Raw genomic sequence first — 21501 nt, 5'->3', positions numbered from 1 at the left:
ACTGAGTCGTTCAGGACTCAGGGTTCGATGATGTTGAAGTCCGGGTCACCGGGGTCGAGCACCGCAAGCACCTGCTGCAGCACGGACGCATCGCCGACGAACGTCGCGCCGGCGGCGATGGTGCCATCGACGGACCCCGTGGCCAGCGCGGGGATAGCGGCCTTAGGAACCGTCACCGTCAGGGTGGCGTCGCCTTTGCCGTTCGGCACCGCGGTGAGCACGCCGTTGCGCAGAGTCACGCGGAAGGTCTGGTCGGTCTCGGGGAAGACCCATCGGGTCGCGATGTCGAGGTCCCACGCCTCCGGGCCGTTGACCTGGATGGCGAGGGCGTCGAAGAACAGCTCAGGCGGCAGAGAACCGAGGATGTCCGCCGAGGCTGCGACGGTCGGAGAGCCGAATCCGCCGGAGCGCAGCTCCATCGCACCTGACAGGTAGGCCGAACGCCAGGTGCCGTTCTCGGCGCCGAAGCCGAGCTGCTCCAACGTGTCGGCGAGCAGCGCCGACGCTCCGGGATGCCCCGGCTCGGCGAAGACGACATGATCGAGCACCTGGGCCGTCCAGCGGTAGTCGCCTGCATCGAACGATGCCCGCGCCTTCTCAACGACGGCGTCGGCCCCTCCCATGAAGTCCACGTACCGCTTCGCGGCTTCGACCGGCGTGTGCTGCCAGAGGCGCGCCGGGTTGCCGTCGTACCAGCCCATGTAGCGCTGGTAGATCGCCTTGACGTTGTGGCTCACGGAGCCGTAGTAGCCGTGGGTGCTCCAGGCGGCTTCGAGTGCGGGCGGCAACTCGAACTGCTCAGCGATCTCGATGCCCGTGTAGCCCTTGTTCAACAGCCGCAGCGTCTGGTCGTGGAGGTAGGCGTACAGGTCGCGCTGAATACCGAGGAACTCGACGATGTCGTCGTTGCCCCAGGTCGGCCAGTGGTGGGACGCGAAGGCGACCTCGGCCTCACCCGCGAACGTCTCGATCGCCTCACTCAGGTAGGCGGCCCAGATGTGGGGGTCGCGCACGAGTGCGCCGCGGAGCGTCAGCAGGTTGTGCATGGTGTGCGTGGCGTTCTCGGCCATGCACAGCGCCTTGCGGTCGGGGAAGTAGAAGTGCATCTCGGAGGGCGCCTCGGTGCCCGGAGCCATCTGGAAGACGATGCGCACGCCATCCACGACCCGCTCCTCGCCGGTGGTCGTGATGAGATCGGTCGGCACGATCAGCGAGACGGTGCCCGTCGACGTGGTCTGACCGAGCCCGGCCCCGACCCCGCCGCGCGGGCCGCGCTCGAGCGCTGCTCCGTACATGTATCCGGCACGTCGCGCCATCGCGGTGCCCGCGTAGACGTTCTCCGCGATCGCGTGCTCGAGGAACCCGTCGGGCGCGATCACGGGGACCTTGCCGGCATCCACGTCTTCCTGTGAGGTGACGCCTTTGACGCCGCCGAAGTGGTCGACGTGGCTGTGGGTGTAGATGACGCCCGTGACGGCGCGATCGCCACGGTGCTCGCGGTACAGAGCGATGGCCGCGGCAGCCGTCTCCGTAGAGATCAGCGGGTCGATCACGATGACGCCGGTCTCGCCCTCGATGAACGTCACATTGGAGAGGTCGAGGCCGCGTACCTGGTAGATGCCCTCGACGACCTCGAACAGGCCCGCCGTCGCCACGAGTGTGGACTGCCGCCAGAGGCTCGGATGCACGGTCGCGGGCGCTTCGCCTGAGAGGAACGAGTAGGAGTCGCCGTCCCAGACGACGTCGCCCTGATCGTTGTGCACGACGTTCGGCTCGACCTTGGCGATGAGTCCGCGCGCGACATCATCGAAGTCCCGGGTGTCTTCGAAGGGGAAGCCGTCGACGGTTCCAGCGGACATAGAAGACTCCTTCGCTTCGCGCGTTTGGTCGCGACGCTAGCAGAGCGAGGTAGCCCGATGGATGCCTCTTCCGAACGCTTCACACGGAAGGGATGAGGCCGCGGTTCGAACGCGCGGTCGGCGAGAAGTCGACTAGAACGGAAGGGACGGGAGTGCGACTCGCGGGGAGGAAGCGATGCAGGATGCCGTGGTGGTCGGATCCGGCCCCAATGGCCTCGCCGCCGCGGTGACACTCGCAAGGGCCGGGCTGTCCGTCACGGTGTACGAAGGGGCGGATCGCATCGGCGGAGGTGTCTCCTCGACAGAGCTCATCGAACCCGGTGTGACCAACGACGTGTGCTCCGCGGTGCATCCCATGGTCTTTCCGAGCGAGTTCTTCCGCAGATTCGAGCTAGGTCGGCGGGTCGAGCTGCTGGTTCCCGAGATCTCGTACGGGCATCCGCTCGAAGACGGGCCGGCCGCGATCGCATACCGCGACCTGGATCGCACGGCGAGCGAACTGGGTGCGGATGGCGCAGCATGGCGACGGCTGTTCGCGCCGTTCGTCCACGATGACGGGCGCACCCTCGGCCAGACGATCGGCGGCTCGCTGCTGGCGGTTCCGCGACATCCCATCACCCTGATGAGATTCGGACTTCGCGCGTTGTGGCACGGCAGCGCCCTTAGCGGTGGCACCTTCTCGGGTGAGGAGGCGAAGGCGCTGCTGACGGGGGTCTTCGCGCACACCATCCAGCGGATGCCATCCCTCGGCTCCGCTGCCGCCGGCCTCGCGCTCGCCGCGTTCGGACACGCGGAGGGATGGCCGATCCCGCGCGGCGGAAGCGGTGCGATCGCTACGGCGCTCGCCGACGACCTCGTCGCACACGGCGGCCGTATCGAGACGTGTGCGTGGATCACCGACCTCGACGATCTGCCGCCTGCGCGTGCGACGCTGCTCGACGTCACCCCTCGAGCGTTCGTGCAACTCGCCGGGGAGCGGCTGCGCTCGCCGGGCCGTTACCGCCGGTTCCGCTACGGAAACGCCGCGGCCAAGGTCGACATGGTCCTGTCGGATCCGGTGCCGTGGGCCGACCCTCGTCTTCGTGAGGCGGTCACGGTGCACGTCGGCGGATCGCGTGCCGAGATGCTCGCCGCCGAAGCTGCCGTGGCATCGGGTCGTCACGCGCCATCGCCGTATGTTCTTGTCACCCAGCCGTCGGTGCTCGACGAGACCCGTGCACCAGGACGGCACGTACTGTGGGCGTACACCCACGTGCCCGCGGGTTCACAAGACGACCCCACGGAGGCGATCGTCTCGCGCATCGAGCAGTTCGCGCCCGGGTTCCGCGACACGATCCTCGCGAGCGTCTCCAGAAGCGCCCACGAAGTGGAAGCCCACAATCCGAACGACGTCGCAGGCGACATCGCGTCGGGAGCCGTGACCGGATGGCAGCTCATCGCCCGGCCGACTCTCGGCGCTCATCCGTGGAGCACTCCGCTCAACGGCGTCTACCTCTGCTCCGCGTCCACGGTGCCCGGCCCGGGGGTGCACGGGCTCTCGGGATGGAATGCTGCGCGCCTCGCGCTGCGCACGGAGTTCGGCATCACGGAGCCTCCCGATCTGTCGTACCAGCCATCGGACGCGCGCTGATCAGTGCCCGAGATCAGGGCTGAAGATCAGTGCGCTTCGAGCGCCCTTGCGCAGTCGATGCACAACTCGGCATACGGCCGGGCGCGCAGCCGGGCGACTCCGATCGGCTTGCCGCACTTGGCGCAGAGTCCGTACTTGCCGGCGTCGATGCGCGCGAGAGCGTGGTCGATCTCTGCCAGCTCCAGATCGAGATCATCGTGCAGTCCGGTCAGCTGCGACCAGGTCGCAGCCATCGTCGGGCCTTCGGGATCGTGCTCGTCGTCGGCCTGACCACCGGATCTCGCTTCACGTGCGTCGCTGAGCGACGCGTCGAGACGGCCCTGTCTGGCCAGCACTTCATTGCGGCGCGCACCGAGCGCATCGTGGAACTCGCTGCGCTGCGCGGCCGTCAGGCTTCTTCGCACGGAAGGCACCCGCCGAGTGTACGACTACTCGAGCCCCATCGCTGTGAGGATGACCAGCGCGCCGTTCAGCGCGACGATGGCGACCACGGTGACGATGCCGGCGATGCGCAGAGGCGTTCGGTTGACGAAATCGCCCATCATCGTTCGACGCGACGTGAACCAGACCAGCGGGATGATCGCGAACGGGATGCCGACACTGAGCACCACCTGGCTGATGACGAGCGCCCAGGTGGGGTCGATTCCCACGGCGAGCACGATCAGGGCGGGCACCAGCGTGATCGCCCTTCGTGCGAGTAGAGGCATGCGCACGTGCAACAAGCCTGACATCACGGCGGCGCCCGCATAGCTCCCGACCGATGTCGAAGCAAGGCTGGATGCGAGAAGACCGATTCCGAAGACCACCCCGATGGCGGGACCGAGCGCCTGCGCGATGGCGACGTGCGCGCCTTCGATGCTGTCGGTGCCGTTCATCCCTGACAGGCTTGCCGCCGCGAGCAGCAGCATCGCGATGTTCACAGAACCGGCGATCGCGAGCGCGAAAACCACGTCGAGCTTGTTGGCCCGAAGAAGGCGGCGGACTCGTGCCGGATGCTCCGAAGCTCCGTGCCGGTCGAGCGCGAGCGCCGAGTGCAGGTACACCGCGTGCGGCATGACCGTGGCGCCGAGCATGCTGGCTGCCAGGAGCACCGAGCGCGAGCCTTCGAACCGGGGCACAAGCCCTTGCGCGGCCGCGTGCCAGTCGACCGGGCTCACGATGAGCGATGCGATGAAGCCGATCGTGATCACGGCGAGCAGACCCATCATCACGAACTCGAACGTGCGCTGGCCCCGCTTGGACTGCACGGCGAGGATGCCCATCGAGACGACACCCACGATCACGCCCCCGAGCACGAGCGGCAGCCCGAAGAGGATCTGCAGCGCGATGGCCCCGCCGATGACCTCGGCCAGGTCGGTCGCCGCGGCGATCACTTCGGCCTGCGCCCAGTACAACAGGCGGCCCGTGCGGGGCATCCTGTCGCCGAGCAGCTCCGGCAGGCTCCTTCCGGTGACCAGACCGAGCTTCGCGGAGAGGTACTGAACCATCACAGCCATCACGTTCGCCGCGACGAGAACCCAGACCAACAGGTATTGGAATTGCGCGCCAGCAGTGAGGTTGGCCGCAACGTTACCGGGGTCGACGTAGGCGATGGCAGCGACGAAGGCCGGGCCGATCAGCCAGAGCAACCGTCGCTCGGCCGGCTTGCCGGGCTTCTGATCCCGTACGGCGCCGGTCGCAGGCTCCTGCGTCGTGATCTCCGGCACGCCTGTCATCCCCAAAGTTAGCAGCGTCTAACTCAATAGCTACATCAGGCTAACACCGCTGGTCGATCCTCCACGACCCCGAGAACGGGGAGGGCGCATGACGAAAGGGGCGGGCGGAACCCGTTCGGTTCCGCCCGCCCCTTTCGCAGCGTGTGCGCTCAGTAACGCCCGGTGAGCGCCTTGCTCTTGATCGCGTCGAACTCGCCCTGCGAGATCGCGCCCGAGTCGAGTAGCTCTTGCGCTCTCGCTATGTCGCTGGCCGGATTGGTCGACGCTTGCGGACGATACGAGTCGTCTTCGGCCACGACGCCATGGCGCCGCGCCGCAGCCCTTTCGGCCATCCCGCGTCCGCGTGCGATCACGTACACCAGCGCGGTGAGGAAGGGCACGAAGATCAGGAAGATGATCCAGAGTGCCTTCCACCAGCCGCTCAGCTTGTGGTCGGAGAACAGGTCGAAAAGGATGTAGAAGACGACGAAGAGATAGGCGATGAAGAAGAAGATGTCCAAGAACATCCACATGAAGCCCCAGAAATTCATCTCAGCGTCTCCTATCAGGCGAGGATCTTGGACTTGAGCGAGTCGTATTCGTCTTGCGTGATCGTGCCGGCGTCGAGCAGAGCCTTCGCCTTTGCGATCTCATCGGAGGGCGACGAGTTGGCCACCTGCTTGATGTAGGCGTCGGTCGCCTGCTGCACCTGTCGCTGTTCCCGTGCGCCGCGTTCGGCCATGCCGCGTCCGCGTGCGATCAGGTAGATGAGCACGGTGAGGAACGGCACGAAGATCAGGAAGATGATCCAGAGCGCCTTCCACCAGCCGTTCAGCTTGTGGTCGCGGAACAGATCCACGATGACCGAGAACAGGGCGAAGAGGTACGCGACGAACGCGAAGCTCCAGAAAATGACCCAGATGATGTTCCAGAAGTTGTCCCAGAAACCCATGGGGGTGTTCCTCCTTTATATGCCGCAGAGCGCGACACTGCTTCGACCGCGAGTCTGCGGTCCTCGCAAACCTAGAGGTTTTCGGGCGACATGGCGACACCTAATTTGGGTGATAGTCCCTCTGTCAAGGGCTTGACTTCGCGGATAGTCTGACCCTTGTCAGGCAGTAGCGGGGGAGTCGCATGTCAGCACTGGGGGCAACATCGGCTGGATCGCAGCCGATCACTCGCGACCTTCGCGAGTCGAATAGCGCAGCACGCGCGTCCGAGATTCCGGCCTCGGCGGCGCTCGAGATCGAGCGTGAGCTCCTCGATGCTCCACTCGAACAATTGCGCGCCGGCGGGGTCGGCGCCGTCACGATCTGGGCGGCTGCTGGTGCGGGTAAGAGCATCCTCATCGCCCGATGGGCCCGTGTACTCGCCGACCGTGGAGAGATCGTGCTGTGGGCGCGAGGCACGGAACTCTTGCAGAAGCTGGCCGAGGCGGAGGCGGCTGAGGGCCAGGCATACCTGTTCGTCGACGACGCCCATGTGTTGACGTCGTCGCGCGCGAAAGCCGCGCTGTCCCAGGCACTGGAAGACTCGTCCGATGGCGTGCGGCTCGTCGTCGCCGGGCGCTATCAGCCGGTGAGCGGAATGGCTCATCTGCTGGCCTCCGGGCAAGTGATCGAGCTGCGCACCGAAGACCTTGCATTCGATGCCGCGGCAGTCATGAAGCTCGCCGAGCATCATCGACTCGATCTCGCCGACGATGCAGCTGTGGCGCTCGCAAGACGCACCGGGGGATGGGCCACGGCTGTCGCCCTTGCCATGCCCTGGCTGGCGCGAAGCGACGACGCTGCGGCGGCCGTGCATGAATTCAGCGGTGACAACGGTGCTGTGGCCGACTTTCTCATCTCCGAGGTGCTCGCGGCCTTCGACGAGCACACGCGATCGGTCCTGACCGGCGTCGCGGTGAGCCGCTACGTTCCCATTGACCTTGCTGTGCTGCTCAGCGGCCACGATGACGCGGGCACCGTGCTTCACGGAGTCGCGCTCTCGAATGCTCTGCTCACTGAGGACTCGTACGGATTCCGCCTTCATCCGGTGCTTCTGGCCTTTCTGCAGGCAGAGGCTCGCAGGCTGAGTCGAGCGGATGCCGCCGCCAAGCACGCTGCTGCCGCCGAGTGGTTCGTGTCGCACGAGCAGCCGGCCGAGGCATTGCGGCAAGCGCTGAGCTCCACCGACGACGTGGTGGAAGAGGTGCTGGCGTCGGTGGGACTCGAGCTCGCGCTCATCGGACGCAGCCGACTTGTCGCTTCGGCACTGGCGCGTTTCGCCACGGAGGATTCTGCCTCGCTGCCGACGCTCGTGCTCCGTCTGCTGCTGGATGCTCCAGCCTTCTCCGATCCGCGCCGGGCCCACCACCTTCTCTCCCTTGCCGACAGAACCCTCGCGGCGACGCCGGGTCGATCGGATGCCTGGACCGTCGCACTCGATGCGGTGCGTTGCTTCGTCGAGGTGAAGGACCGTCGATCGTTCGCCGGCTCGTCACGACTGTCGGACAGCGACGCGATGGGAGCACGCGGCTCGAACCTCGGCCTTGATCTGCTCTGCGCGACAGCTGAGGGCTGGTCACTCGCGCGGGCGGGCGACACGGTCCAGGCGCATCAGGTCTTGAGGGATGTGCGGGTCGCGGCCCGTCGTGCCGGGCTCGACTGGCTGCTCCTGGTCGCGAGCGAGCTTGCGATCGGCGTGCTCAGCGATCTTGGACGTTGGGAGGAAGCGGTCGTTCTCGAGGACCGCCTCGTCGATGCCGCCGCCCTCTTCAGCGCGGCTCCGAGCGACCGCCTGCGGCGCCGAGTCGAGATCGTTGCGGCGACTCGTGCCTACCTCACCGGCGTCGACGCGGATGCCGACGCATTGGCGCGTCTCGTAGCATCCGACCCGCTGGGGCTCGACCCCGAGCTGAGCGTGACCGCTCGAGTGCTGCAGTTGCTGCCAGCCCTCGATTCGGAGCAGAACCCGCGTCTGGCTCTCGACGAGATTGAGAGGCTCATGCGGGAGGCCGGCGTATACGTGCCTCGCACGCTCGCTCTTTCCGCGCCGCGTCTGGTCGCTCTCCGATTGACTCTCGACGGCCGCGTGCGGGCGAAGGAGACTGCCGAGCTGGTGCTCGGCGTCCTTGGTCCTGACAGCCTCGAGGGCGCGATCGCGCGATTCCTGTTGAGCATGCCGACTCGCAATGCGGAGCCCGCGGTGCGTCAGCTCGTGAGTGCCGCGTCGGCCGGGCGGTCGTGGCATCCCGCCTCGATCGTGAGCGCCTGGATCCTGCTGGCACGCTTCGCAGAGGAGGGCGGTCGTTCCGCGGATGCAGACGGCCTCACGCTGCGCGCCCTTGAACTCGCGGTGCGCTATCGGGTGAGCCGACCCTTTCTCGCTCCGGTCGCCGACGGCATCGGATTGCTGACCAGTCGGCTTGGTCGCCTAGGGCACCTCGAATCAGACGGCAGGCGCGTCGTGGCGTCCGCACCCGCGACTGCCACGACGGTCAAGGTGATCGATTCGCTGACACCGAAGGAACGGGACATCCTGCTCGAGCTTCCCGTTCACCAGTCGGTCGCCGAGATCGCGCGACGGCACGTTCTGAGCGTCAACACCGTCAAGACGCATCTGCGGAACATCTATCAGAAGCTCGGTGTGACCGACCGAAGCGAGGCCGTCGCGACGGCACAGCGGCTGGGGCTCATCTAGGCTCAGCAGGCTCATAGAGCCGAATCACCCGCGCTAGGTGACGTGCTCTCAGACAGGATGCTCCAACCTTGTCGTGACGGGGGAGGTGGGGCGTGAAGCGTTACGAGATTCGGCTTCCTTACCCGTTGTCGGATCGGCTCGCTGCCGCGTTTCCCGAGATGGAGGCGGTGCAGATCGCGCCGGCCACGACCATCCTCATCGGCATCCTGCACGACCAGACGGAGCTGCACGGACTGCTGGCCAGGATCGCCGACATGGGGCTCGAGATCCTCGAGGTCAGACAGGACGCCTGAGCGTCGACACCGGCACGTAGATCAGAACTGAGCGATGCCCTTGCCGATGACCACGAATCCGATCACGAACATCAGCACGGCCATGATGGTGGCGTTGTTCGCCGCGAGCCAGCGGCGAAGGTTGTCGAGAGGCCCTCGCATCGCCTTGGACGCGAGGAGATAGGCCACGACCGGCACGACGATGGTGCACGACGCGATCAGCACGAAGATGATGATGGCGATCACCTGCTGCCAGGCGACGACGCTCGCCGACCCGATCGCAAGGCCGGCGGCCACCGCGAGCAGGAGGTTCTTCGGGTTCACAGCCGAAAGCACGAGCCCCAGCACGAATCCGCGGGCTGCGGTCATCGTATCGATCGCCTTCATCCAGGCAGGGAGCTTCGGCTCCTCGCCCGGCTCGGGACGACTCCGCCACTGACGGATTCCGATGAGCAGAAGCAGCACTCCGAGCACGATGTCGATGACGCCGATGATCGGCTTGGTGGCATCGGGATTGCTCGCCGGAAGAACCGACGACAGCAACGTGAAGACCACGACCGCGACCGTGATGCCGATCACCCAGCCGAGCAGGAAACCGACGCCGGTGCTCTTGGCCTTCGGAGAGAGGAGCATGAGAATCGCGGCGATCACGGGCACAGGGCTGATCGCGATGCCGATCGCGAGCGGCAACGTCGTTCCGATGAGCGGTCCCATTCCGGCCTCCGATCAGGCGTGTAGCTGGCCTCCAGGCTAGACCCAGGTGCGCCGCTGGGCCTCGTCTGATCTGAGTGATCGTGCCGGTCAGTCGCGCAACAGTGCCAGTAGCTGGTCGTGCACCTCGCCGTTGGTCGCGATGGCGGTGCCGGCCCAGAGCACGGGGCCGCCGTCGGCCGCGGTGAGACGTCCGCCGGCCTCCTGGACGATCGGGATGAGCGCGGCGATGTCGTACGGGTGGAGGCCGAACTCCGCGACGGCCTCGATGAGCCCTTCCGCGAGAAGGGTGTAGGCCCAGACATCCCCGTAGGCACGATCGCGCCATACCGTGCGCGAGAGTGCGATCAGGTGGTCGAGATGACCGGCGTCGTCCCACTGGGCGATGCTCTGGAAGCTGATCGCGGCATCCTCGAGCTTGCGGATGCCCGACACCTGCAGCGCGGTCGGGTCTGAGCCCGCCTCGGTCATCCACGCTCCCTCGCCCGTTGAGGCCCACCAGCGCTTGCCGAGAGCGGGGGAGCTGGCCACGCCGACGACGGGCTCGCCGTCGACGACGAGCGCGATGAGCGTGCCCCACATCGGAAGGCCTCGTTCGTAGCTGTGCGTGCCGTCGATGGGATCCACGATCCAGAGTCGCTCGGCATGTCGGACCTGGTCGGCGTCTGCCGAGCCGAACTCCTCGCCGAGGATTGAATCGTCGGGGCGTTCGGCGGCCAGCAGCTCGCGGATGGCCCGTTCGACCGATTGGTCGGCGTCGGTCACATGGGTGCGATCGGGCTTTGTGGTGATGTGCAGGTCGTTGGCGCGGAAGCGTGCCCCCGAGATGGCGTCCGCGGCGTCGGCGAGGCGGAGGGCGAGTTCGAGGTCGGCGTTCGCGTGCGTCACCCGGTCAGCCTATCGAGGGGCGAGCGTCGACCTTCGAGGTCATCCCGGATGCCCCGGCGCACAAAGACGCAGGCGACCGACCCGACGCGAGAGGATATCTCGCCCAGATCGGCCGCCTGCGTCAGCGGCGGTATCCGTCAGAGCGCCCGGATGTTGGCGGCCTGCGGACCCTTCTGGCCCTGCTCGAGGTCGTACTCGACCTTCTGGCCCTCGTCGAGGTTGCGGTAGCCGCTTCCCGAGATCGCCGAGAAGTGTGCGAAGACGTCGGCGGAGCCGTCGTCCGGTGCGATGAAGCCGAAGCCTTTTTCAGAGTTGAACCATTTCACGGTGCCGGTGGGCATAGTGTCATCTTTCCTTCGTTTTTTCGGGCCGTGGGTACGGCCGGGATCGCCGCGACGACTGCGCCGCCGCGGACGTTGACGGCGTGGCGGATGCCGCGCCGAAGCGTGAGAGAGCCCGTCGACGGCGAGTGGTGCGCCGAGAGGGCAGGGTCGAGGACGGCGTCAGCGCGCGTTGCGCTGCGTCGAGCGTTGCGAAGCGTCCGATGCGGACGGAATGCTGGTCGCGCAGCTCGTAGCAGTTGTCGTGAGACGCGACGAAGCCGGCGAACTCGCCTGAGACCGTCGCCACGTGTACGTCTTCTGCTGCCCGTCGCCATTCGACGGTGGGAGCGGGTAATGCGGGGAAGTAGATCGATGAGTCGTTTCGTCGGGCCGCTTGGTGAGCCGGCTCTGGCTTGTGCGGTGCATGAAGTGTAGCGGGCTATGCCCGCCGGTATTGGGCGACGACCGGGCAGGTGAAGGGATCTCGCGCCTGCAGACCGACCTTGTTGAGATAGGCGATGACGATGGCATAGGACTGCACCAACGTCGCCTCAGTGTACGGCACGCCGGTGTCGTGGCAATGCTCTCGCACGATTCGGCGCGCCTTCGACAGGTGAGGACGGGGCATGCTCGGGAACAGATGGTGTTCGACCTGGTGGTTCAGGCCGCCGAAGAGCGCCGTGGCCCACCACCCGCCCTTGATGTTGCGCGACGTGCGCACCTGCTTGCTGAAGAAGTCGAGCTTGACGTCTGCGGGAACGATCGGCATGCCCTTGTGGTTCGGGGCGAAGGATGCCCCCATGTACACGCCGAAGACGGCGAGCTGCACCCCGAGGAACGCAGCGGCCATGCCGGGCGGCAGAAGCCAGAAGAGTGCGCCCAGGTAGAGCGCGAAGCGCGCGGCGATGAGCGCGATCTCGGTCTTGCGTCGCTTCACCGGTGATTTACTCCAGAGCAGCCGGAACGACGTGAAGTGCAGATTGATCCCCTCGAGAGTCAGCAGCGGGAAGAACAGGTAGCCCTGGCGCCGTGTGACCCATGCCAGCAGGCCGCGTTGCGCTGCCGCATCCTCTTCGAGGAACGAGATGGTGTCTACCTCGATGTCGGGGTCCTTGCCGACTTGGTTCGGGTTCGCGTGGTGGCGGCTGTGCTTGTTCATCCACCACGCGTAGCTCATGCCGATCACGAAGGTTCCGACGAAGCGGCCGATCAGATCGTTCGCCGGTCCGGATGCCAGCACCTGCCTGTGCGCAGCCTCGTGAGCGAGGAACGCGAACTGGGTGAGGATCAGACCCAGCACCCCGGCGAGGATCAGCTGGAACCAGCTCGGGCCCATGACGACCATGCCGGCCACGACACCAGCCATCGCGGCGACGAGTCCGATCATGAGAGACACGTAGAACAGGCGAGTCCTGCCGAGGAGGCCGTGCGCCTTCACCTCGCGGGAGACCGCGGTGTACGAGACCGTGAGGTTCGGTTGCGCCTCGAGCCGCGCCGTTGCGGTTCGGATGGCGCCCAGTCGACCCTCCAGGAGTGTGACGGTAGAAGGTATCGACATCGACGGTGCCTGTCTGATCAGCGGCCCGGGGGCCAGATGTGTGCCAAGGGCAGACCGCCGATCGCTAGTCTTACGGTAACCGTGGAGCGGGCCGCGAAACCGGCAATCGCCTGGCAGAGCGGTCGTATGTCTGTGTGCGCGTCTTCTAGGCTCGAAGGGTGTCCCGGGTCGTGCTCATGAGCGATCCCGCCGTGACAAGCATCGCGGTGGCCGACATCGGCGAGCCGTTGGTCGATCTCGAGGCATCGGGCATCGTGCTCTTCTCCAATCGGAAGCGTGGCACCAACCCGCGCGTGGCGTTCGTGCGTCTGTACGGGCCGGTGGACACCGTCTAGGGGCTTGTGGTCGTCGACCCGGTTCAGGTCAGATGGTCGTCGTCGCCCTCGCCGAGCTGAGGGTCTTTTCGCATACGGCTCGGGCTCTGTCGACGACGTCGACGAGGACAGCGGGGTCTGAGGTCGCCTCGGCGAGGATGAGATCGATGTCGCCCAAGCCTGCACGCGCGAACAACTGCTTCTCGTTCGTGACCCAGACGCCCTTCGCGGCGAGGATGGCATGGGCTGCGCACGAAGCTGCGCGCGCGACGAGCCCGACGCATTGGGTCAGCCGGCCCGCCGCCGCGTGGTTGCTTCGTGCGTATCCAAGCTCCGCATCTGCCTGGTCCCACCACCGTGCAGGCGCCTTCTCTCGAAGCGCGTCAGGGTACTCCACCTCGGGAAGCTCGCCAACGATGACCCGCTTGGTGGCGAGTTCGGCGAGCACCAGGTAGGACGGGATGCCCGCGAGATGGAACCAGAGCGGTTCGACCTCGAACCGGCCTTCGCGCGCGGATGCGATGACCCGGTCGATGACATCCAGATCGCGGTAGTGCACGTCGCTGCGACGACCATCGATCTCGAGCCATGCGCCGCCGTTGAAGACGCCGTGCTCAACAGACGACCAGCCGCCGAGTTCGGAGACTTCGCCCGGCCAACCGAGGTCGCGCAGATCCTGCGGGTCGAAATGGCCGCGATAGTAAAGGGAGAAGTCCCAATCGCTGTCCGGGCGATTCGTGCCCTCAGCTCTCGACCCGCCGAGCGTCACAGCCTCGACGCCCGGCAGCCCCGCCAGACTATCGCCGACGTGCATCACGAAAGCCTCATCATCCATACGTTCACGCTAGCGATGCGCTAGCGCCCGGTCGGGCAGACTAGAGCGGATGTGGATCGGATGGATCGAGTTCGACCTGCTGCTCGGCGACGTGCACTCGTTGAAGGAGAAGCGTGAACCGTCTTTCGAGCGGTGGAGGCCCAGCGTAGAGTCGCCGCATGTCCCGAGACGTAGGGCGCGCGCACGCGCAGCTCGCCGCCGATCTTCGTTCGAGGGTGGAGCAGTCGGGCACCCTCGAACGTGATCTCAGGCTCGGCATCCTCGCCCGCGGCGCCGGCGACCCGACAGCAGTGCCTGAGCCGTATGACACGCTTGCGCGCCAGATTGGTGAGGACTCGTTTCGCGTCACGGATGTGCAGGTGGACGCCGTGCTTCGGGACGTCGGATCTGAACGTGATGCGTTCGAGGTGGTGCTGACCGCGTCGATCGGCGCGGGGTTGAGGCGGTGGGACGTCGCCGCGAAGGCGATTCGGGAGGCGGACGGTGCGACTTCCTGAGGTCGAGCGCGGCGACACGATGCGTCACCGCATGCTGATCGCAATGATCTCGCGCGTTTCCGGGATGCGGCTGCCCGATGCTGCACGCGTGGCGTTCTATCGCAACGACTTCGCGGGTCCCGCGCTCGGTGCGTGGACGCAGAAGACGATGCGGGGGCCCAGCGGCTGGTCGGTGTCGGAGCGCGAGCTGATGGCCGCGAGCGTCGCGACGTGGAACAGCTGTCCGTTCTGCATCGGCGCGCACGGTGCGATCGCGGTGCGAGGGACGGACAAGTCGGTGGTCGATGCCGTCTTGGCGGACTACCGCACGGCTCCGATCTCCGCGAAGCTCGCGGCGGCGCTGACGTTCATCGAGAAGATGACCCGTATCCCCGATGAGCTCAGCGCGGATGACGCACGAGCCGCGTTCGCCGCAGGGCTGACCCGTGACGACCTAGAAGACGCCGCAGCAGTCGCGAGCCTCTTCGCGGTCATCACCCGGTACGCGAATGCGCTCGACTTCGACATTCCATCAGCGAAGGACTTCGACACCGCGGCCGGAATGCTCCTGAAGCGCGGGTACTCGTAGGTCGGTGCCGAAGGCCTCCTGCCCGACCGGTCAGGGACGCTCGGGTGCGTCCTCGTGCGACACGGACGCCGGCTGCCGCTCGAGCGCGTCAGCGATGCGTTCGGTCGCCGACGCGATTCGACGGAGGTATGCCAGCACACTGATGGCAGCGAGCACCACGACCACGATCGCCGCGAGGATGAGCAGATCCATGGCTCACCACCCTAGGGGAGCAACGCCCGCCGGAGCGAAGTAACCCATCGTCGGCGAGTCTGAGAAGATCGTCCGGACGACGAAGGGAACAGCACATGACCACTATGGCGATCATCGGCGCAGGCCGTCAGCTCGGCGAGGCGCTCGCCCGCCGTTTCGGCTGCGAAGGCTTCAGCATCGCGCTCATCTCCCGCAGCCAGGAGAGGTTGGATGCCCTCGCCGAGGACCTCGCCGCGGATGGCATCGTCGCGAAGGGGTACGCCGCCAACGTGCGCACTCCCGACCAGCTTGTGCGGGCCCTTGACCTCGCGGCGCAGGATCTCGGCCCGATCGAGGTGTTGAGCTACAACCCGTTGCCCGCGAAGGACTTTCTGCGACCGCTGTTCGAGTCCACGGTGTACGACATCCAGGCCGCGTTCGAGTTCTCTGTACTGGGTCCGGTGGCCGCGGTACACCAAGTGCTGCAGGGCATGCGGGTGCTCGGCCGGGGCACGTTCCTCTTCGTCAACGGCGGCAGCGCCGTGCAGCCGGTGCAGCATTTCGCGGGCACGTCGATCGCCTTCGCGGCCGAGACGGCGTATGCGGAGATGCTCGATCAGGCACTGCGCGACACCGAGATCCACGTTGCCCAGCTGATCATCCCCGGCGGCATCATCCGCGGCGACGAGCAGAAAGATCCCGAAGTCCTCGCTGAACTGCTGTGGAAGATGCACACCGAACGTGATCGCTTCCGCACCTTCGCGACCGAGCTCGAGGTGCAGCCTTACTGAGACGCTACGAGGCCCCGTTCACCATGGTGCACGGGGCCTCGTTTACTCTGGTGCACCCCCAGGGACTTGAACCCTGAACCCACTGATTAAGAGTCAGTTGCTCTGCCGATTGAGCTAGAGGTGCATAGTGCGGCATCCACGAGGACTGCCGAACCGAAGCACAACGATAGCATCCGGTCGGGGGTCGGGTCGAATCCGCGCCGGTGTCGGTCCCTTGGTGAGGATGGTGCGCCGGGCTGTGCGGCGATCGTGCGATGAAACCAACCGTCAGCTATGCCGCGGTCGCGATCAACAGCCGGGTCGGGAACCACGGTCCGGTCCACCACATGCGCCATCCAAGGTCGCGTGATTCGTTGACGGCGAGGCCCCGATCGCGCACGACCGCGGTGCACTCGCGCACGCGCTGGATGTCGACGATGACGAGCCTTCCACCCGGGCGCAGCACGCGGAGCGCCTCGAGGATCGCACCCCGTCGGGCGTCGGCCGTTCGGAGGTTGTGCACGGCGAGGCTGGCCGTGACGAGGTCGAAGGACGCGTCGGCGTAGGGGAGGGATGTCATGTCGCCCGTCTCGAGGCCGACCCGGTCATCCACGCCGTTCGCGACCAGGTTGCGCGTCGCCGCCTCGATCGAGTTTGCCGACTGGTCGACGCTGCGCCAGAGGTCGATCCCCATGACCCGGCCGTTCGGCAGCTGCTGGGCGAGCAGAACGGAAACCGTGCCGTGTCCGCAGCCCAGGTCGAGCGCCCGCTCGTCGCCGCGCAACGCGAGCGCGGAGATCACCTCGCGCCAGATCTCGAACTTTCCGACCAGGGATGCCCGCAGGTAGAGCAACGTGCCGACGGCGGAGAGCAGGGCGAGCACCCCGAAGTAGGCCGAGAGCCAGATCGACCAGTCGGACCCCACCGGAGCGAACACGACGGCGAGCACCGCGCAGGCCACCGTGCTGGCTCCCCATCCCAGAGGGACGGCCGGAGCGTCGATGCCGTACTTTCCCTTCGGCCGCGCCGACATGATGGCCTCCTTCTCACCTCGGTACTCATCTTTCACCACCGCTGGGGACGATGAGGTTCGGCGGCTTCTCCGGCACTGCTGAAGAACTGGATCCACGCCCGTTGAGCCTCGTTCTCGTGCTCTTCGGGACGGGGGAGGAGGTGACAGTGCGCTCGGCACCACATCGGCGGCGGTGGTAACGTCCGGGCCGTGCCAGAACTGAACATCATGCCGAGTTCCACTGCGCTGCTGATCATGGACCTGCAGCCCTCCATCACCGCGAGCCTCCCGGATGCCGACGGCTTCATCGGCGGCCTGCTCTCCGCCCGCTCCGCCGCACGCGACGCCGGCATCACGGTCGGCTACGTGCGGGTGGCGATCACGCCGGAGGAGGCGGCCGAGGTTCCGGAGTCGAACCTCCGCTTCCACGCGGCAGCGGCATCCGGCCGTCTGGACGCGGACGCGTCGCACACGCAGGTCGATCCGCGCATCGCCCCCGCCGACGGCGAGATCGTCGTTCGCAAGCGCCGGGTCGGTGCTCTCGGCACGACCGACCTCGACGAGCAGTTGCGCGCGCGTGGCATCGACACGCTCGTACTCTCGGGCATAGCGACCAGCGGCGTCGTGCTGACCACGCTGCGCGACGCCTCCGACCGCGACTATCGGCTGATCGTGCTCGAGGACGGATGCTTCGACTCCGACGACGAGGTGCATCGCGTGCTCACGCAGAAGGTATTCCCCAAGCAGGCGATCGTTACCACGATCGACGACTTCGTCGGGGAGCTCCGCGCCTGACGTCTTGACCCTTGTACGGGTGGCAATGCTCTCAGTAGGCTGGATGCTCGAAGGTTTGTTAGGACTACTAACTAATCTGCCGGCCGCCGAAGCCATCCGTGCGTCATCGTGACGCGTTCATGCAAGGGAGCAGGAAATGAAACGAACAGTGCTTCTGGTGGCAACGGGGGTCGCCGTCGCGGCGGCCGCCGTTCTCGCCGTGGCGGGCCCCGCGTCGGCAGCCGGTTCGGGCGGACCGAACCCGTGGTTGCCGACCCCGCACTCGCACACGGTCGTGGTGCCGGGCCTTCCGTTGAGGGCACATGTCGCCGCGCCGTATGTCGATGTCACCAGCGTCGGCGACCTCGCGGACCTCTCGCAGCAATCGGGCTCGAAGTACCTCACGCTCGCGTTCCTCCAGACGGAGGCGCAGGGCTCGTGCACGCCCTACTGGGCAGGCAACACCGCGACGCCGGCCGCCCCTGACGTGTACGGCGCGCAGTTCGACCGCATCCGCGCGCGGGGAGGGGATGTCATCCCGTCGTTCGGCGGCTATTCGGCCGACACCACGAACACCGACATCGCGGACAGCTGTACCGATGTGCACAGCATCGCGCGCGCGTTCGAAAACGTCTTCGCCGCCTACAAGGTTCAGCGGATCGATCTCGACGTCGAGGCCGACTCGATCACGAACCAGGCGGGCGTCGATCGTCGCAACCAGGCCATCGCCGAGGTCGAGAAGTGGGGCAAGGCGAACCACTGGCCGGTGTCGTTCTCGTACACGCTGCCGTCGACTCCGCAGGGCCTGGCGCCCACCGGTGTCGCAGTCCTCCAGTCCGCAGCGAAGTACGGCGCGAAGATCGCCGACGTCAACGTCATGACGTTCGACTACTGGGACGGCGCAACGCACGACATGCTGACCGACGCCGAGTCCGCGGCGACCGCCCTCACGACGCAGCTGAAGCAGACGATCCTGCCCGGCGCATCCTCCCGCGTGCTGTGGAGCACTGTCGGCATCATCCAGATGAACGGCATCGACGATTACGGGCCCGAGGAGACGTTCCCGCTCGCGCAGGCGGCTCCACTGGTCTCGTGGGCGCAATCGCACGGCGTGCAGACGATGAGCTTCTGGGCTCTGCAGCGTGACAACGGTGGATGCCCCGGCACCAAGGGCGCCAACTCGTGCTCGGGCGTCGTTCAGCCGACGTGGGGCTTCAGCAAGGCGTACGCGGCGTTCAACGCCTGGTTCTGATGCTCATGCGGGATGACCTGCGCGATCGCTTGCGGTCGTGTGGGTCATCCCGTGCAGGCGTCAGCCCGCGCTGACGCCCAGCAGGTGGCCGACGAGATAGGTGGCTGCGACCGCGATGGCGCCGAAGAGCAACTGGCGCAGTGCGCCTCGCCACCACGCCTTGCCCGTGAAGTACGCGGCGAAGGCTCCGGCGACGAGCAGTCCGACGCCGCCGACCGCGAGCCCCAGCCAGAGCTCGGAGGAGCCGAACAGGAAGGAGAGCAGGGGGATCACCGCGCCGATCGCGAACATCACGAACGATGAGATCGCGGCGATCCACGGCGACGGCTTCGACTCGGGATCGACACCGAGCTCCTGCGTGACATGCACGCGCAGGGCACGGTCTGGGTTGTCATGCACTTCCTCGGCCGCCTTCGCGGCGGTGTCGGCCGACATGCCCATCTGCTGGAACATGCCGGAGAGCTCCTGCATCTCTCCGACCGGGTTGCGGTGCAGTGCGCCGCGCTCGACGGCGGCTTCTTTGTCGACCTGCTCGTTCTGGGTCGTGACCGATGTGTATTCGCCGAGCGCCATCGAGAAGGCACCGGCGACGAGGCCGGCGACGCCGGTCAGGATGATCGTGTCGCGCGACGCACCGGCGGCCCCGATTCCGGCGATCAGCGCGATGTTGGTGACGAGTCCGTCCATCGCGCCGAAGACGGCGGCTCGCAGCCATCCGCCAGAGACATCCGAGTGGCGGTGATCGTATTCGTGCGGGTCGCGATAAAGCGATACGGGCGATTCAGGCACCACGACAGCCTAAAGGTTCGGCATCGGCCGCTTTCGCCTTGCATGCCTACTGGTCGGTTTCTCCCAGCCGCCGCGACGGAGAGCCGCCGCCCACGATCACCTCGCCGTAACCCTCCGCGCTCGCGATCGCATCGGCCGCCCGCACCAACGCGAGGTGCGACAAAGCCTGCGGGGTGTTGCCCGCCTGCCGACCGGACGACGGCGAGTACTCCTCGCTGAGAAGTCCGACATCGTTCGCGACACCACAGAGCCTGTGCATGAGCTCGTTCGCGGCATCGATACGGCCCGAACGTGCGTACTGCTCGACCAGCCAGAACGAGCACGCCAGGAACGGATGCTCGCCGGCGGGCAACCCGTCGAGGTCGTGCGTCGAGCGGTAGCGAAGAAGGAATCCGTGGTCCATCAGGTCGTCCTCGATGGCTTGCACGGTGCCGAGCATTCGCGGATCGTCAGGGGCGACGAAGCCCACCTGCGAGAGCTGCAGCAGCGAAGCATCCACTTCTGCCGTCTCGAAGTGCTGAGTGAACGTGTTGCGACGCGGGTCGTAGCCGTGCCGTTCGATTTCGCGGCGCAGGGCGGCTCGTCGCTCCCGCCACTGGTCGACCGGACCCTCGAGTCCGAACTCCTCGACGGCGTGGATGGCGCGGTCGTACGCTGCCCACACCATGACGCGGGAGTGCGTGAAGTCGCGGGCGGGACCGCGGATCTCCCAGATGCCCTGATCGGGCTTGTGTGCGACCTTGTCGAGGCGTCCCATCAGGGCGCGTTGCAGCGACCAGGAGAAGTCGTTCTCCTTGATGCCGACGAGCCGCGCGTCATGGAGCGCGATCATCACCTCGCCGATCACGTCGGCCTGGAACTGCTTGGCGGCCTCGTTGCCGATGCGCACCGGCTTCGCCCCGTGGTACCCGGGGAAGGAGTCGAGTTCGTACTCGGGAAGGAACCGCTCGCCCGCGAGCCCGTACATGATCTGCACGTCGCTCGGGTCCCCGGCCAGAGACCGCAGCAGCCACATGCGCCACTGGTCGACCTCCTCGAGATATCCGTGCGCGAGCAGTGCGCTGAGCGTCTGGGACGCATCGCGCAACCAGACATAGCGGTAGTCCCAATTGCGGGTGCCGCCGAAGCTCTCAGGGAGCGACGTCGTGGCAGCCGCCGCGATGCCCCCTGTCTCCTCGTGGGTGAGGGCGCGCAGCACGAGCAGGGATCGGAGGACCTCAGCCCAGTAGGACCCGCGGTGCGTGAAAGTGGATGCCCAGTCATCCCAGAGCTTCTCGGTCGTGGCGATGGCCTTCGGCATATCGATCGGATCGGGTGCCGGCTTGTGCGACGCATACCACGTAAGCGTGTGGTCGATCACCTGGCCGGATCGCACCGTGAAGGTCGCCTCGTGCACATGGTCCGTCGGCGCCAGCTCGACCCCGCGGATGACCAGTGCGTCCGGCCCAGCCACCGCCTCGAGCGTGTGGTCCTTGTCCCGCAGCTGCTGTACCCAGGGAACTGCCGTCGCGTAGCTGAACCGCATGCGCAGCTCGACGTGCATCTCGACCTCGCCCGAGATGCCGCGGATGCGCCGCACGACGTTGGCGCAGTCGTCGCCGCGAGGCATGGCATCCGTCACCTCGACGACGCCGGACGACGTCGCCCAGGTCGTCACGAGCACGAAGGAGTCGCCCCGGTAGTGACGCTCCGCGGTGGCGGTCGGGTCGGATGGTGCGAGCAGCCAGCGTCCCTGGTCCTCCGTGCCGAGCAGGGCGCCGAACACCGAAGCCGAGTCGTAGCGAGGCATGCAGAGCCAGTCGATGCTGCCGTCCTTGCCGACGAGCGCACCCGTTCGACAGTCGCTGATCAGGGCATAATCTTCGATCGCCAACGCCATATCCGCCATCCTCCCAGGTAG

General features: G+C 66.6%; 23 protein-coding genes, 1 tRNA gene and 1 pseudogene. 10 read left to right on the top strand and 15 right to left on the bottom strand.

Annotated elements, in window-relative coordinates; all coding sequences use genetic code 11:
- Positions 1 to 17: 17 nt before the first annotated feature.
- Positions 18 to 1859: an alkyl/aryl-sulfatase gene (locus tag ACYVDN_RS06530; protein ID WP_460569610.1), complete on the bottom strand. Its 1842-nt coding sequence runs from the start codon at positions 1857 to 1859 to the stop codon at positions 18 to 20.
- Between the two features lie 175 nt (positions 1860 to 2034).
- Between ACYVDN_RS06530 and ACYVDN_RS06525 the strand changes: the two genes are divergently transcribed.
- Positions 2035 to 3489: a phytoene desaturase family protein gene (locus ACYVDN_RS06525; RefSeq protein WP_460569608.1), complete on the top strand. Its 1455-nt coding sequence runs from the start codon at positions 2035 to 2037 to the stop codon at positions 3487 to 3489.
- A 26-nt stretch (positions 3490 to 3515) separates the two neighbouring features.
- Here the strand turns inward: ACYVDN_RS06525 and ACYVDN_RS06520 are convergent, their stop codons facing one another.
- The 4 genes from ACYVDN_RS06520 to ACYVDN_RS06505 all read right to left on the bottom strand — a co-directional run bounded on the left by ACYVDN_RS06520 (position 3516) and on the right by ACYVDN_RS06505 (position 6135).
- Positions 3516 to 3902 carry a TraR/DksA family transcriptional regulator gene (locus tag ACYVDN_RS06520; RefSeq protein WP_460569606.1) on the bottom strand — a complete coding sequence of 129 codons (387 nt, stop codon included), beginning with the start codon at positions 3900 to 3902 and terminating at the stop codon, positions 3516 to 3518.
- A gap of 15 nt (positions 3903 to 3917) precedes the next feature.
- On the bottom strand, positions 3918 to 5204 hold the full coding sequence (locus tag ACYVDN_RS06515; protein WP_460569604.1) for an Nramp family divalent metal transporter: 1287 nt from the start codon (positions 5202 to 5204) through the stop codon (positions 3918 to 3920).
- Between the two features lie 149 nt (positions 5205 to 5353).
- Complete coding sequence (locus ACYVDN_RS06510; RefSeq protein WP_460569602.1) at positions 5354 to 5734, bottom strand: PLDc N-terminal domain-containing protein; 381 nt, start codon at positions 5732 to 5734, stop codon at positions 5354 to 5356.
- A 14-nt stretch (positions 5735 to 5748) separates the two neighbouring features.
- Positions 5749 to 6135 (bottom strand): SHOCT domain-containing protein, encoded by a 387-nt coding sequence (locus ACYVDN_RS06505; protein WP_460569600.1) that lies wholly within the window; start codon positions 6133 to 6135, stop codon positions 5749 to 5751.
- A gap of 182 nt (positions 6136 to 6317) precedes the next feature.
- On the opposite strand from ACYVDN_RS06505, the gene ACYVDN_RS06500 reads away from it, so the two are divergent.
- Positions 6318 to 8867, top strand: a complete 2550-nt coding sequence (locus tag ACYVDN_RS06500) for a helix-turn-helix transcriptional regulator (protein ID WP_460569598.1) — start codon at positions 6318 to 6320, stop codon at positions 8865 to 8867.
- 92 nt (positions 8868 to 8959) lie between these two features.
- Positions 8960 to 9160, top strand: a complete 201-nt coding sequence (locus tag ACYVDN_RS06495) for a hypothetical protein (RefSeq protein ID WP_460569596.1) — start codon at positions 8960 to 8962, stop codon at positions 9158 to 9160.
- A 21-nt stretch (positions 9161 to 9181) separates the two neighbouring features.
- Here the strand turns inward: ACYVDN_RS06495 and ACYVDN_RS06490 are convergent, their stop codons facing one another.
- The 4 genes from ACYVDN_RS06490 to ACYVDN_RS06475 all read right to left on the bottom strand — a co-directional run bounded on the left by ACYVDN_RS06490 (position 9182) and on the right by ACYVDN_RS06475 (position 12619).
- A complete protein-coding gene (locus ACYVDN_RS06490; RefSeq protein ID WP_460569594.1) occupies positions 9182 to 9853 on the bottom strand; it encodes a GAP family protein in 672 nt (223 codons plus the stop codon).
- 87 nt (positions 9854 to 9940) lie between these two features.
- A complete protein-coding gene (locus ACYVDN_RS06485; RefSeq protein ID WP_460569592.1) occupies positions 9941 to 10738 on the bottom strand; it encodes an FIG domain-containing protein in 798 nt (265 codons plus the stop codon).
- A 137-nt stretch (positions 10739 to 10875) separates the two neighbouring features.
- Entirely contained in the window at positions 10876 to 11079 is a 204-nt protein-coding gene (gene cspE / locus ACYVDN_RS06480) for a cold-shock protein (RefSeq protein ID WP_460569590.1), read from the bottom strand.
- Positions 11080 to 11500: 421 nt separating this feature from the next.
- Entirely contained in the window at positions 11501 to 12619 is a 1119-nt protein-coding gene (locus ACYVDN_RS06475) for a fatty acid desaturase family protein (protein WP_460569588.1), read from the bottom strand.
- A gap of 158 nt (positions 12620 to 12777) precedes the next feature.
- On the opposite strand from ACYVDN_RS06475, the gene ACYVDN_RS06470 reads away from it, so the two are divergent.
- Positions 12778 to 12954 (top strand): hypothetical protein, encoded by a 177-nt coding sequence (locus ACYVDN_RS06470; protein WP_460569586.1) that lies wholly within the window; start codon positions 12778 to 12780, stop codon positions 12952 to 12954.
- Positions 12955 to 12982: 28 nt separating this feature from the next.
- Here the strand turns inward: ACYVDN_RS06470 and ACYVDN_RS06465 are convergent, their stop codons facing one another.
- A complete protein-coding gene (locus tag ACYVDN_RS06465) occupies positions 12983 to 13768 on the bottom strand; it encodes a nucleotidyltransferase domain-containing protein (protein WP_460569584.1) in 786 nt (261 codons plus the stop codon).
- A 49-nt stretch (positions 13769 to 13817) separates the two neighbouring features.
- Here ACYVDN_RS06465 and ACYVDN_RS06460 point away from each other — a divergent pair.
- The 3 genes and pseudogenes from ACYVDN_RS06460 to ACYVDN_RS06450 form a co-directional block, all read left to right on the top strand.
- Positions 13818 to 13883, top strand: a pseudogene (locus ACYVDN_RS06460) (DUF503 family protein); the annotation flags it as partial.
- A gap of 43 nt (positions 13884 to 13926) precedes the next feature.
- Positions 13927 to 14265, top strand: a complete 339-nt coding sequence (locus ACYVDN_RS06455; RefSeq protein WP_460569582.1) for a hypothetical protein — start codon at positions 13927 to 13929, stop codon at positions 14263 to 14265.
- The gene (locus ACYVDN_RS06450; protein ID WP_460569580.1) at positions 14252 to 14833 is read left to right on the top strand and encodes a carboxymuconolactone decarboxylase family protein; all 582 of its coding nucleotides are present in this window, start codon (positions 14252 to 14254) and stop codon (positions 14831 to 14833) included. The genes ACYVDN_RS06455 and ACYVDN_RS06450 overlap by 14 nt, the downstream gene beginning before the upstream one ends.
- 30 nt (positions 14834 to 14863) lie before the next feature.
- Here the strand turns inward: ACYVDN_RS06450 and ACYVDN_RS06445 are convergent, their stop codons facing one another.
- The gene (locus tag ACYVDN_RS06445; RefSeq protein ID WP_460569578.1) at positions 14864 to 15025 is read right to left on the bottom strand and encodes a hypothetical protein; all 162 of its coding nucleotides are present in this window, start codon (positions 15023 to 15025) and stop codon (positions 14864 to 14866) included.
- Positions 15026 to 15120: 95 nt separating this feature from the next.
- Between ACYVDN_RS06445 and ACYVDN_RS06440 the strand changes: the two genes are divergently transcribed.
- Positions 15121 to 15795: a Rossmann-fold NAD(P)-binding domain-containing protein gene (locus tag ACYVDN_RS06440; protein WP_460569576.1), complete on the top strand. Its 675-nt coding sequence runs from the start codon at positions 15121 to 15123 to the stop codon at positions 15793 to 15795.
- A 48-nt stretch (positions 15796 to 15843) separates the two neighbouring features.
- On the opposite strand, the gene ACYVDN_RS06435 is transcribed toward ACYVDN_RS06440, so the two are convergent.
- A tRNA-Lys gene (locus tag ACYVDN_RS06435) sits at positions 15844 to 15919 on the bottom strand.
- Positions 15920 to 16066: 147 nt separating this feature from the next.
- Positions 16067 to 16807 (bottom strand): class I SAM-dependent methyltransferase, encoded by a 741-nt coding sequence (locus ACYVDN_RS06430; protein WP_460569574.1) that lies wholly within the window; start codon positions 16805 to 16807, stop codon positions 16067 to 16069.
- A 189-nt stretch (positions 16808 to 16996) separates the two neighbouring features.
- Here ACYVDN_RS06430 and ACYVDN_RS06425 point away from each other — a divergent pair, with 189 nt between their 5' ends.
- Positions 16997 to 17581 (top strand): cysteine hydrolase family protein, encoded by a 585-nt coding sequence (locus tag ACYVDN_RS06425; RefSeq protein ID WP_460569572.1) that lies wholly within the window; start codon positions 16997 to 16999, stop codon positions 17579 to 17581.
- Between the two features lie 136 nt (positions 17582 to 17717).
- A complete protein-coding gene (locus ACYVDN_RS06420) occupies positions 17718 to 18812 on the top strand; it encodes a chitinase (RefSeq protein ID WP_460569571.1) in 1095 nt (364 codons plus the stop codon).
- A 60-nt stretch (positions 18813 to 18872) separates the two neighbouring features.
- On the opposite strand, the gene ACYVDN_RS06415 is transcribed toward ACYVDN_RS06420, so the two are convergent.
- Positions 18873 to 19601 carry a VIT1/CCC1 transporter family protein gene (locus tag ACYVDN_RS06415; RefSeq protein ID WP_460569569.1) on the bottom strand — a complete coding sequence of 243 codons (729 nt, stop codon included), beginning with the start codon at positions 19599 to 19601 and terminating at the stop codon, positions 18873 to 18875.
- 46 nt (positions 19602 to 19647) lie between these two features.
- The gene (locus tag ACYVDN_RS06410; RefSeq protein WP_460569567.1) at positions 19648 to 21480 is read right to left on the bottom strand and encodes a glycoside hydrolase family 15 protein; all 1833 of its coding nucleotides are present in this window, start codon (positions 21478 to 21480) and stop codon (positions 19648 to 19650) included.
- Positions 21481 to 21501 lie beyond the last annotated feature (21 nt).

Source organism: Humibacter soli (genome assembly GCF_054779035.1).
This window is presented reverse-complemented; position numbering and strand designations above follow the sequence as displayed.

Excerpts from the sequence above, each read along its gene's own strand:
- ACYVDN_RS06410 (WP_460569567.1), bottom strand. The coding sequence starts at position 21,480 with ATGGCGTTGGCGATCGAAGATTATGCCCTGATCAGCGACTGTCGAACG.
- ACYVDN_RS06515 (WP_460569604.1), bottom strand. The coding sequence starts at position 5,204 with ATGACAGGCGTGCCGGAGATCACGACGCAGGAGCCTGCGACCGGCGCC.
- ACYVDN_RS06500 (WP_460569598.1), top strand. The coding sequence starts at position 6,318 with ATGTCAGCACTGGGGGCAACATCGGCTGGATCGCAGCCGATCACTCGC.
- ACYVDN_RS06475 (WP_460569588.1), bottom strand. The coding sequence starts at position 12,619 with ATGTCGATACCTTCTACCGTCACACTCCTGGAGGGTCGACTGGGCGCC.
- ACYVDN_RS06420 (WP_460569571.1), top strand. The coding sequence starts at position 17,718 with ATGAAACGAACAGTGCTTCTGGTGGCAACGGGGGTCGCCGTCGCGGCG.
- cspE (WP_460569590.1), bottom strand. The coding sequence starts at position 11,079 with ATGCCCACCGGCACCGTGAAATGGTTCAACTCTGAAAAAGGCTTCGGC.
- ACYVDN_RS06505 (WP_460569600.1), bottom strand. The coding sequence starts at position 6,135 with ATGGGTTTCTGGGACAACTTCTGGAACATCATCTGGGTCATTTTCTGG.
- ACYVDN_RS06525 (WP_460569608.1), top strand. The coding sequence starts at position 2,035 with ATGCAGGATGCCGTGGTGGTCGGATCCGGCCCCAATGGCCTCGCCGCC.
- ACYVDN_RS06440 (WP_460569576.1), top strand. The coding sequence starts at position 15,121 with ATGACCACTATGGCGATCATCGGCGCAGGCCGTCAGCTCGGCGAGGCG.
- ACYVDN_RS06510 (WP_460569602.1), bottom strand. The coding sequence starts at position 5,734 with ATGAATTTCTGGGGCTTCATGTGGATGTTCTTGGACATCTTCTTCTTC.
- ACYVDN_RS06430 (WP_460569574.1), bottom strand. The coding sequence starts at position 16,807 with ATGTCGGCGCGGCCGAAGGGAAAGTACGGCATCGACGCTCCGGCCGTC.
- ACYVDN_RS06465 (WP_460569584.1), bottom strand. The coding sequence starts at position 13,768 with ATGGATGATGAGGCTTTCGTGATGCACGTCGGCGATAGTCTGGCGGGG.
- ACYVDN_RS06445 (WP_460569578.1), bottom strand. The coding sequence starts at position 15,025 with ATGGATCTGCTCATCCTCGCGGCGATCGTGGTCGTGGTGCTCGCTGCC.
- ACYVDN_RS06490 (WP_460569594.1), bottom strand. The coding sequence starts at position 9,853 with ATGGGACCGCTCATCGGAACGACGTTGCCGCTCGCGATCGGCATCGCG.
- ACYVDN_RS06455 (WP_460569582.1), top strand. The coding sequence starts at position 13,927 with ATGTCCCGAGACGTAGGGCGCGCGCACGCGCAGCTCGCCGCCGATCTT.
- ACYVDN_RS06530 (WP_460569610.1), bottom strand. The coding sequence starts at position 1,859 with ATGTCCGCTGGAACCGTCGACGGCTTCCCCTTCGAAGACACCCGGGAC.